This window comes from Streptomyces sp. NPDC002845 (assembly GCF_053591955.1).
Genome location: NZ_JBSFUU010000074.1, coordinates 39,810 through 50,075 on the forward strand (window position 1 = coordinate 39,810; position 10,266 = coordinate 50,075).

At 68.6% G+C, this 10,266-nt stretch carries 8 protein-coding genes; 5 read left to right on the plus strand and 3 right to left on the minus strand.

Annotation, left to right across the window (positions count from 1 at the left end):
- Positions 1-2 precede the first annotated feature (2 nt).
- Positions 3-2,693: an AAA family ATPase gene (locus tag ACWD3C_RS37230; RefSeq protein ID WP_451151151.1), complete on the minus strand. Its 2,691-nt coding sequence runs from the start codon at positions 2,691-2,693 to the stop codon at positions 3-5.
- 250 nt (positions 2,694-2,943) lie between these two features.
- Complete coding sequence (locus tag ACWD3C_RS37235) at positions 2,944-3,096, minus strand: hypothetical protein (RefSeq protein ID WP_451151153.1); 153 nt, start codon at positions 3,094-3,096, stop codon at positions 2,944-2,946.
- 689 nt (positions 3,097-3,785) lie between these two features.
- Here ACWD3C_RS37235 and ACWD3C_RS37240 point away from each other — a divergent pair.
- A complete protein-coding gene (locus ACWD3C_RS37240; protein WP_451151155.1) occupies positions 3,786-6,308 on the plus strand; it encodes an AAA family ATPase in 2,523 nt (840 codons plus the stop codon).
- Positions 6,309-6,549: 241 nt separating this feature from the next.
- Positions 6,550-7,161, plus strand: a complete 612-nt coding sequence (locus ACWD3C_RS37245; RefSeq protein ID WP_451151157.1) for a hypothetical protein — start codon at positions 6,550-6,552, stop codon at positions 7,159-7,161.
- 219 nt (positions 7,162-7,380) lie between these two features.
- Here the strand turns inward: ACWD3C_RS37245 and ACWD3C_RS37250 are convergent, their stop codons facing one another.
- On the minus strand, positions 7,381-7,785 hold the full coding sequence (locus tag ACWD3C_RS37250; protein WP_451151159.1) for a helix-turn-helix domain-containing protein: 405 nt from the start codon (positions 7,783-7,785) through the stop codon (positions 7,381-7,383).
- Positions 7,786-7,940: 155 nt separating this feature from the next.
- Here ACWD3C_RS37250 and ACWD3C_RS37255 point away from each other — a divergent pair, with 155 nt between their 5' ends.
- The 3 genes from ACWD3C_RS37255 to ACWD3C_RS37265 all read left to right on the plus strand — a co-directional run bounded on the left by ACWD3C_RS37255 (position 7,941) and on the right by ACWD3C_RS37265 (position 10,179).
- Positions 7,941-8,753, plus strand: a complete 813-nt coding sequence (locus ACWD3C_RS37255) for a hypothetical protein (RefSeq protein ID WP_451151161.1) — start codon at positions 7,941-7,943, stop codon at positions 8,751-8,753.
- Positions 8,754-8,986: 233 nt separating this feature from the next.
- The gene (locus ACWD3C_RS37260; RefSeq protein WP_451151163.1) at positions 8,987-9,916 is read left to right on the plus strand and encodes a hypothetical protein; all 930 of its coding nucleotides are present in this window, start codon (positions 8,987-8,989) and stop codon (positions 9,914-9,916) included.
- Positions 9,913-10,179 carry a hypothetical protein gene (locus tag ACWD3C_RS37265; protein ID WP_451151165.1) on the plus strand — a complete coding sequence of 89 codons (267 nt, stop codon included), beginning with the start codon at positions 9,913-9,915 and terminating at the stop codon, positions 10,177-10,179. Before ACWD3C_RS37260 ends, ACWD3C_RS37265 begins: the two co-directional genes overlap by 4 nt.
- The last annotated feature ends 87 nt before the right edge of the window (positions 10,180-10,266 follow it).

Genomic DNA, 10,266 nt, shown 5'->3' on the forward strand with positions numbered 1-10,266 from the left:
GGTCACTGGCCGACCCCTTCGCCATGGAGAACGGCGTGGTTGAGAGGAATGCGCGTGAGGAACCGGTCGCGCAGCACAGGGTCGGTGATCTGCTCCGCCTTGCGGGCGAGCTCGAGCCGGGCCCGCTCGAGAAGTGCGGACGCTTCCTCCCGTGCGCCTCCGGCCGCCAGCACCGCGGCGCAGTGGTAGAAAACTTCCTCGGTGCGCAGGGCCGGCATGGCCCCGACCTCGTCCAGGATGCGAACCGCCTGGCGGGCCTGTTCCTCGGCTCCTGCGCTGTCGCCTTGGCGGAGGAGGACGCGACTGCGCAGGGAGTGCGCGGCGATCTCGCTACGGATCATTCCGCTGCGCTGGGTCTCGACACAGGTGGCCACCGCCAGACGGTCGGCTTGCTCCAGAAGGTCTCCGGTTCCGTCAGAGGCGAGCAGCAGGATCTCGGCGTACAGGTTGCGGACGATGGGGACGAGGTTAGCCAGCCAGGTCCGTTCTGTCTCCGCCCATGCGTCGGCGATCAGTTCCAGGGCCTGGTCGCGTTGCGCCGGCTGGTGAACGAGGAGATGCGCGAGGAGGGCCTTGTTGTAGGCGTGCCAGCCGCTGTCGCCTCCGCGGTCGGTCTCGAAGGCGACAGCTTCGCGCAGCGCCTCGTCGGCATCCTCGTATGCGCCGAGGCCCGTGTTCACCTGCGCCAGGTAGTTGAGCGCGATGGGCAGCTCGGCCTTCAGCGGTTCGTCGCGCAGCCGCTGGACGCAGCGACTCAGCCGGGTCAGCGCCTCGCTGAGGTGTCCGCTGTCATAGAGGGTGATGCCGAGTTGCATCTCTCCGAGGTTGCGAGCGTGCTGGAGCACCGGGTCACTGGTGCCGCCGAGGCGTGGGTCGGAGGCGTACATACGCTCTGCCTCCCGCAACTGGGCAAGGCCGTCGGCCAGCCGCCGCTTGGAGACCTGCCGCCCGTATTCGACACGCGCCACGAAGAGCGGCACGGGATCGCCGTGCTGCTCGGCCAGCTCCACGGCCGCGCGAAGCTTGTCCAGGGACGGCACCAGACCCTGCGTGGCGAGCAGCGTCTTGCCTCGCAGGAGCGTCGTACGGATCACCAGTTCGGGCGTACCGTGCCGCTTCGCTGCGGCTTCCGCCTCAGCGGCCAGGGCGTCGATGTCCGGGCCGCCGGCCGGCTGGTGCTGGCCCCGCCAGCGCACCTCTGTCAGCGACAGCAGCAGCTCCACCGCCTGGATCAGCCACTGGTCCCGGCTTTCGTCCTGCTCCGGCAGGTCCTGGACGGCCTTGATCACCTCGTCGCAGTGACGCTCCGCCTCGGCGAAGGACAGCCCTTCCATCGCGGCGTCCCTGGCCAGGCCGTAGTGGACCTCGGCCGATGCGAGCAGGCAGTCGGTGCCGCCGCTGCGCAGATGGCGGGCGATCTCCAGCCGGCGTTCCAGCGGCAGGCCGTCCACAGGTCCGGACGTGAGCGCCGCCGCCACACGGGCATGCCGGGACCGCATCTGCTGCGGCGTCTGCCGCCCATACACCACGCCCCACAGGGCACCGTGCTCGAAGCGGTAGCAGTCGGACGCCTCCCGCCGCGCCCAGCCGGGCAGGTCAGCCTGCCGGATGAGATTGTGCTGGTCGGCGATGAGGCGCAGCCGTTCCATCACTTCGTCGTGCGGCATCCCCTTGGCCTCAGCCACCGTACGGGACAGGAATGTCTCACCCTGGGTCGCCCCGATCATGAGCAGTTCGCGATCCGGTTCGGCGAGCAGCCGAAGGCGGTCCTCCACCACACGCGACAGGGTGCCGGGCAGTTCGACGGAGGACCCGTCACCCGGACGCCACTCCTCAAGGCACAGCGTGACGAAGACGGCGTGTCCAGCGGTCAGCCGGGTCAGCTGTTCCGGCAGAGACGGCGGCGCCTGCGGGTGCCGGGAACGTACCAGCTCGGCGACGGCTTCCCGTGGCAGGCCCTGCATCAGCCGCCGGCGCAGGAGTCCGTCCTTCGCCCAGTCGTGCAGCAGATCCTCGACCGCGGATCCCGGGCCGTCGGCGTAAGCCCCGTCGGTGGTGTGGCTGAGCACCAGTCCGAACGGCTCACCGGGCAACCGCCGCAGCAACCGGTCGAGAACCAGCAGGCTACTCGGATCGCTGTACTGGATGTCGTCGATCAGCACGACCGTGGGCGGACCCTGCCGGACGAGATCCAGCAGGGCGTCCACGATCTGTGCGACAACTCCCTGCTGGAAAGGCAGCAGGCTGTCGAACGGCATCGATCCGGACGCCAAAGATGCTTCCGCGACTTCCCTGCCGAGGGTGAACAACGCGCCCAGGCCGGGCACGATCGCGGACAGCATCTCCGGGGCGGAGCGGACGGCTCCCTCTCGGGTGGACCTCAGTAAGCGGCGGAAGCGGCCAGGCTGCTTGTTCTCCTGGTCCCGGGCCAGTTGCAGGAGCAGATCGGCAACCGCCTCGTAGGTCAGCCCTGGTCCGATCGACGGCTGACACCGTACGGAGACCACTCGCCGAGCGCCAGGCTCCTGAGAGGCGGCGGCTTCGGCCTCGAACGCACGCAGCAGCGCCGACTTACCCATGCCCGAGACACTGTCGACCACGACGGCCCGGCCGCCGCGCCCCGCAACCACGTCCGCCATCAGCGTGCGCAGTTCGTCCATGTGCTCCACGCGGTCGACAAACCCGGTCCGCACCACACCGCCCCTGTCTCGTCGTCAGTCACGGAACTCACGTATTCACAGCGTTACTTGCCGCCTACGGTAGATCATGTGAGGGCCGTCTCCAGCTCCGCCAGGTCACGTGAACGTCCAGCAGCGTCGTCCCGATAGGTGTTTTCGGCCAACGATCCGACGTCGACCTCAGTAGATGACGAACGGCGCCGCGCCCTATCACCGCACGCTGGAGGGAACCCGGTGACCGTCGGCGAGCAGGCGCACGACTTCGTCAGATCCGGTTGATCCTCTGCGCCGCTTCCACCGTGATCTCCTCAGGCGTGAACTCACGGAACAGTCCGCTCAGGGCGCAGGCCAGCCGTGCCCGCCGCGTGGAGCGGTCGCGGGCCAGTGCCTGGGCGATGGCCGCCGTCGTCGACGCCATCGACCCCTCACCACTGCCCAAGAACCACCGCCTGGCCCGCCGCCACGCCGAGAAACTGCTCGCCCCAGCCAACCCGGACGAGCTCGCCCGCAAATGCACGCTCATGCTCCGCGTGAGAAACATGATCCTCGCCATGTCCCTGCGCGAGGCCTGGCCCCTCCTCGAAGGCCACTGGGACGGCTCGGTGTGTGCCGACGCCACCGTCATCGGTACCTACGCCAAGGGCCTCGCCCCCGACAGCCCCGTCACCTCCGCCGACCCCGACGCCGCCTGGCACGTCCGCACCACCAAACACAAGGACCCCCTCGTCCTCGGCGACCTCGCCCCCACTCAGCAGGACAAGAACGGCGCCAAGCTCCAGAAGAAAGCAGACCGGATCAAGAAGCGCCTCCGTCGGTGCTACCAGGACACTTTCATAGGTGTCCCTCTCGGTCTCGCAGGTGTGCTCGCGGTTCGGCCGACGCGGCGGGAAAGCGCCGAGCCCGACCGCGGTTCCGGCGCCGGCCGCTCTCGGACAGGGCCGCCGTGGAACGCACATCGCGGCCGTTGCACCGTCAGCGTTGCGTCTTCAGCGTTGCGTCGACGTAATTGCTTAATTCTTTTTATTCTTGCACCCTCGCCTTGTGCACAAGGCGGCACATGGTGGTGTGCGGGCCGTCAGTCCGTCTGGCACCGGGTGAGGAAGGACGATGGATGTGTCGTGGCCTCCGCGTCTGGGCGTGGGGGACCGAGTGCGGTTCCAGGACCGCGCCTGGGTGGTGTCCGGCTTCGGCCACGGGGGCGTCGAAATCGCCGACCCTTTGGGCGATTTGGCTTGGCTTGCCGTGCCGAAACTGGTGTTGTCCGGGGACTTCGACGTGCTGGAGCGCGGCCCTCGTTCTCGTTCCGTCCGCACCCTGCCGCGGGACGCGCTGGAACGGGCTCGGTGGTGGGAGCGGCACATCGTGGAGGTCATCACCGGCCTGCCGCCCGGGGCGGATGACCACGCCACGCCTCGTCCGGAGTTCGACCCGGCTGTCCACTCGTTGGGGGAGCGGGAAGCGGCCAAGGCGGCCGAACTCACCGCGGAGGGCGTGTCGGGGGCTTCGGCGCGCACCGTGAGGCGTCGGCGTCAGCGTTACCAGGCACTGGGTGTCGAGGGGCTGATCGACGGACGCGCGGTCAGGAAGCGTGCCCCAGGCTCTCGGCAGGACCCGCGCGTGCTGGAGGTGCTGACGATGATCGTCGTCGACGACACCTGGTACCGGCGGACCACTTCGGTGGAGGCCTACCGGCGGGCCACCGGCACCATGCTGGCGTCGCTCTACGGCCCGGGGGTTGTGAAGCTGCCGTCCCGTTCGACGTTCCAGCGGCTGGTGAAGGAACTGACCTCGAAGCGCGGCCGGGTGAGGGGCGTTCCCGTGGCGGACAAGGAGGGGATCCGGTCGTCCCGCCCCGGTGAGCGGGTCTACGTCGACACCGTCGCCCTCGGAATCCCCCAGCCTCTCGCTCGCCTTGCCTCACAGCCCGTGGTCATGACGGTCGCGGTGGACGAACTGACCATGTCTGTCTGCACGGTGATGGTCCACTCGTCCCGACGACCGCTGGACGGCGTCCTCCTTCTGGCTCGCCTGTGCGATCCACCCACTATGCGGGACGCCGATCCTGGCATGCGGGAGGAGGCTGTACCTCTGATCATGCCCGAATCGCTGCTGCTCGACCGGAGATCGCTCCGTCGGCCGCGTGCGTTCACAGACGCCTGCCGCCGCTTGGGGATCAATGTCATGTCCCCGGACCCCGTGGGAAAGGCACGGGGTGAACGCGTTACCGGAAAGCTCGTCTCCCTGTTCAACGCGGAACTGCCGCTTCTTGAGACGGACCGGATCTCTGATGAGGCGTCACTGATCGCCTGGCTCCAGACACGTGCCGAACGGTGGGTGGAGTCGTTCTGGCAGCACCGACCCCAACAGGAGCTTCGTACCGTGGCCGGCCGAGGTGCACAGCCGACCCCCAGCGCGGCGTACGACGCGTGCGTCGCGCGGCTGGGGTGGGTGCACCTGCCTCCCGACGCGAATGTCGCCCATTCCTTCCTGCCGAGTGTGAAGCGGCGGGTTTCCAGGAACGGCGTATATGTCGGGGGTCACCGCTACGACTGCCCTGACCTCGACCCTTTGCGGGCTGCCGTCTCGCGCGCATCGGGTGCCCCAACTCCTGAGGTACAGGTGCGTTTTGATCCGCACGACGTGCGCCAGGTGTGGGTGCAGACCGGCGACACCGTGCGGATCCGCGTACCGTTGGCCGGGGCCGAGTCCCGCGGCCTGCACTCTCTGCGCACTGACGACGAGAGCGCGGTCTACCGAGCGGGCTGGAGCCCTCCGATCACCTTCATGCCACCATCGCATCCTGTCCTGGACTACGACCAGGAGCGTCTGGCTTACCACGCCCAACTCCCCTTGCTGCTAACGCCGTTCCTTCAGGATGCCCTGAGGCTGGGACAGCGGCTTTTCGTGATGAACCGTGCGGCAATCGGCGGCCACCACGGCCTCCTGATCACCGGGCCACCCGGCAGCGGGAAGACAACTGCACTGCAGGAGTTGGGGCGGCGTTTCGAGCAAGCCGACCGTTCCCGTCACCCTGACCACTTCCTCCGCGTCCCGGCCATCTACCTGCGTATCCAGCCGGGTGACAGCACCCGCATGGTGTTCCTCAAACTGGCAGAGCTTCTGCCCATCGCCCGCCTGCCGAAAAGGACAAGTACGGCCTTGGTCGCCGAGACGGTGCGCAACGCTCTGCTCTCGTCGGGGACCGGCGTGGTCCTGGTGGACGACGCGTTCGCCGCAAGGCCCTCATCTCCCGGCCGTACGTCTCCAGTTGACCAGTTGCGCAGTCTGGCTGACGAGGTACCGGCCACGTTCGTGTATGCGGGAGTCGAAGAGCAGGAGAGCTCGCCGAGCAGCGCCTTCCGAAGGAGTCAGGGTCGCCTGACTCACTTGCGGGCAGCCCCTGTCCCGTTTGGGACAGGCTGGGTGCGGATGGTGGAGACTCTGGACCAGGCCCTGCATCTGCGTCACCACCAGCCTGGCTCTCTGGTGCGGCTGGCGCAGGAGCTGCACGCCATAACCGGCGGCTGGCCAGGAGCCCTTGCCCACCTCGTGCGTTCCGCGGCCATCGAGGCGATCCTCACCGGAAACGAGGAGATCACCGAGCAGAACCTCGAACTCATCGCTGTGTAAGCAGGTCCGCTCCGCTGCTCCCATGTGTCAGGGCAGGGAGGCAGTGTGTGACCCAAAAGACCAGGTTGGATGAGCAACCCCAATGGCGAATGACGCTTAAGACCAACAGAGTTGAATGAGCAGGTCGCCAAACCATCCGTGGTTTCCCACCTACGTCGGCTTCCAGCGCCGCGGAGCCGTGTCAGCCTTCCACTTCCCCGAAGGGCAGACGGCGCGCCTGCCTCACCGCTACTGTTGCAGCATGAGTCAGCACGATGGCCGCCCGCCTTCGGCAGACTGGGTGGCTCAGGAGATGGAGCAGATGCTCCGCGAGTGCAATGCCCTCATCGAGTCCCACGACGAACAACTGCACAGGCTCCGGACTGCGATCGCCCAGATCGAGTCGGACCGCCAATGCGCGTGCGACAACCGCAACAAAGCCCAACAGGTGCTCGACGCACTGCACTCGGCGGTACGGGAAGGACAACAGCTGCGGGCCGCCCGCGGCCAGTCCCCGAACGCACACCTGCACGTGGTCCCCAATGCGGAGGACCCCTCCGCCACGCCCACAGCTCCGGAAGGCAGCGTGAGCGAAGCGCCGGCACTGCCCGAGGGCAATCCGGTCGTACGCATCGGAGGCGAACGGTCCGTGACCATCATGAAGGTGATCTCGACCGACGCGCGCCGGCACTGGAGCGTACAAGCCGTCACCGAGGAACTCGGCGAGCCCCGCGACGCGGTACGCCGCAACCGCGCCGTCCTCGAAACTCTGTGCGACCGGGGAGCGCTAGTACGCCAGGAGAGCGACGACAGCGACCGGCGGGGCAAGAAGAAGGTCTTCTACCAGCTCGCGGCCCCCTGGCAGGCGGCTTGACGACTACCGCCCTACGGCCTTGAAGCCGTCACCCAGCCCACAACTTCATAAATGACCGCCGCCGCACCTTGGCCCGTGGATTGGAACCCTGCAGCCTCGGCACGGCGGTGGTCGGCGCCCCTCAGGCCGCCGCTTTCGACGCTACCGGCTTCCGGTGGCGCTCGTCGGGCGTTCGGCCAACCTCACCCACCGAAGGGTCGAACACCCATGCCCATTCGCTTAGCTTGTGTGCGGTCGGCGTTCCTCGCGCTCGGCCGTCTCCAGGTCGCGCTGCCGCCTGATCTTCTCAGGCAGGGGCTGCGCCTGGTTCCCGTTCCCGTCCTGCGGCCAGCCCAGGTGATCGGGCCACAGCCGCTCCCTCAGAGCCCCCTCCAGGCTCGCCACCGTCAGCAGGTCGGGCCACACGACCCCGGCCAACACGTTGGCGATGACCTGCCGGTTGACGTCACTCGCCTGGGCCAGCGCGTTGGCACTGATCTTCTGCCGCTCCATGGCTTCCGCAAGCGCACGGGAAACGGCCTGCGCGACCCGCGCTCCGAGCAGTTCGTCCATCACCGCGTACGGCCAGACGCCGTCTTCGGCATATTCACGGGGCTTCTTGCCACGTCTCGTTCCTCCAGGCATGCGACCAGTGTGACGGAGCGGCCGCCGAGGTGCGTCCACCCACCCCACATGCTACTTGAGTTGCAGTGGCTCGTGAGGGACTACGCCCGCGCCCGTACGCGGAAGTTGTCCCGCGTCGTCATCAGCCGGGCGAGCGAGGAAGGAGGTGAGCGGTGGTGAGCACTCGCAAGGGTGTCTCCGCGGCACCCGCGAAGCCGGTGCCCACGGACCGTGTGCTGGCGGGTGAGCATCTGGCGATCACCCGGGCGTCCTGCTCGACCCAAGGCCCGTTCACCGCTCGCGACCTGGAGGCGCTCACCGGCATCTCGGCGCACCGCTGCGGGCTCGTCATGAGTTTTCTGTCCTCTTGCGGGCTGGTCGAACGGGCACCCGGTCGCGGCGCCTACCGGGCGACGAAGGCGGCCGCCGCCGTGGCCAAGGCCTGGGGGCAGAGCGAAGGCAACGGGCGGCGAGCGCTGCGCGAGGTCTGGGAGAAGGCCTGGTTCACCCGGTGCGCCCGCTCCCGGCTTGCGCAGGGGCCCGCGCTGCGGGTCGGTCTCGTCAGCAAACTGATGGCGCTCTCGCAGGTCGGCGAGTCACGACGCCGGCACGTCGAGGTGCTGGTCGACCTGTTGGTGGCAGTCGGCATGCTTCTCCCAGAAGACGGCGGCTACCTGCGCTGGCACGAGAATCCCGCAGTCCCCAAGCCGCGCACCCAGGCCCCCACGCCCAACGAGGACCAGGTGGCCGGTACGGACGCTGAGGAGGCCCACGCTCCGGTGGCACCGGCGGGCGGGATCCCGGCACCGCGCCCACATGCCGACAACTCCGCGCCCCCGACGGGCGAGGACCTGATGAACCTGCTCAGCCCGCCGGTACTGCTGGCCGACCTCGCACGCCTGTCGTCCGAGGAGGTAACAGCCCTCCACGGCCACATCCGGGACCTGGCGGTGATCCTCGCCAAGCTGAGGAGGCCCCCCATGCCCTAGAAGACCAACGCCGGAAAGAGCAGGTCCGGCAGCGCCTCATTCCCTTGGCCGGGTGGCGCTGCCGGACCCCCGCCTCCACACCACGCCGCGCGGACGGACCGCGCGTACGAGGGGCTTCGGCATGCCCTCACACACGGCGAGGGGCACCGCCCACGGTAGCGGGCCCGCGCCGCCTCATGTCAGTGATCCACCGTGCCGTTATCCGGGCACGGTCACGAACCGGGAAGGCTTCCGTGGCCAAAACGAAGATCAAAGATGCGCTCCTGTGCGTTGCCCGCGTCTGGCAGCAGCGCGCCGCAGCCGGAGAACTCAGTCTCGAAACCGTCACTCTCTACACCCAGATCGTCGAGCGTCTCCTGCGCTTCGCAGCCGCGCAGGGCGTCACCCGGCTCGACGACATCACCGCCGACCTCGCCTTGTACTTCATCCAGGCGCCGGGCCACGACCGCCATCAGGGCATCATCCTCAACCCGGCCGCCGGCACCCGCAGGCAGCGCCGTTCCGCGCTCGAGGCCCTGTTCGCCGAGGCACGGGCGCTCGGCATCACCATGGCCGCGCCGCTCGTGGATCTCCCGCCGATTCCGCGCAGCCCGCGCAAGAGGGGAAACGAACTGAGCGACGCTGACGTGCAGTTGCTCCGCTTCCACTCGGAGCGCGGTATGCCGGACACCCGTCACGCCGCCCTCCTGGCCCTGCTGCTGGCAGGCCTGCACAGCGCCGAGATCGCCGCCGCGACCACCGACGAACTCAACCTCCTCGACCTCTTCGAAGCCGAGGTATGGACCGACGGCGCCACCCGCACCCGCGGCCGCTGCTGCCCCCTGGACGAATGGGGCGCACGCGTGCTGTGGCTGCGCCGCGCCCACCTGCTGCGCGGCACCGAGACCGGCTCTCCACGGCGACTGGTCACCGCCGCGTCGTCCGCCTACCGGTCGCAGGCCAGCGTCTGCTCCGGCTTCGGTGACATCGCCCGGCGCAGCGGACTGGCCACCGCCCAGCGCCGCATCGAGCCCAAGGACGTCACCCGCTACGTCGCCCGACGCATCCTCGAGGAGACCGGGCAGCTCTCGGAAGTCGCCCGCCGCCTGGGCCTGTCCTCCCTCGACAGCGCCGCCGCCCTCGCCTCCCTGGACTGGCAGTCCGACGAAGCGGACACGGCATGAGCGCCCCCAAGCGCCGACGCCGCACGGCGAAGAAGAAGACCACCGAAGACCCGAGCTACGTACTCGGCCCCATCCCCGACGACGCCTTCGGCTCCGCCTCCGATGCCCCGCCACCACGTAGCCCCGAAGCCCCGCCCCTCACGATCGACCTGCGCTTCGAGTACCTCATCCGAAACCCCGACCTCTACGCCACCGCGCTCGAAGCCCTCCCACCACGCGAAGAAGGACAGGTCGGCCGACCCCCCGTCTACCCGTCGTACTGAGGTTGAACTCGCAGTGGCGGGCCGGTAGATCATCCGGCGCCCATGAGTAATCCGGTCTCGGTGAGGCAGCCGTCGATCAGCTCTGCC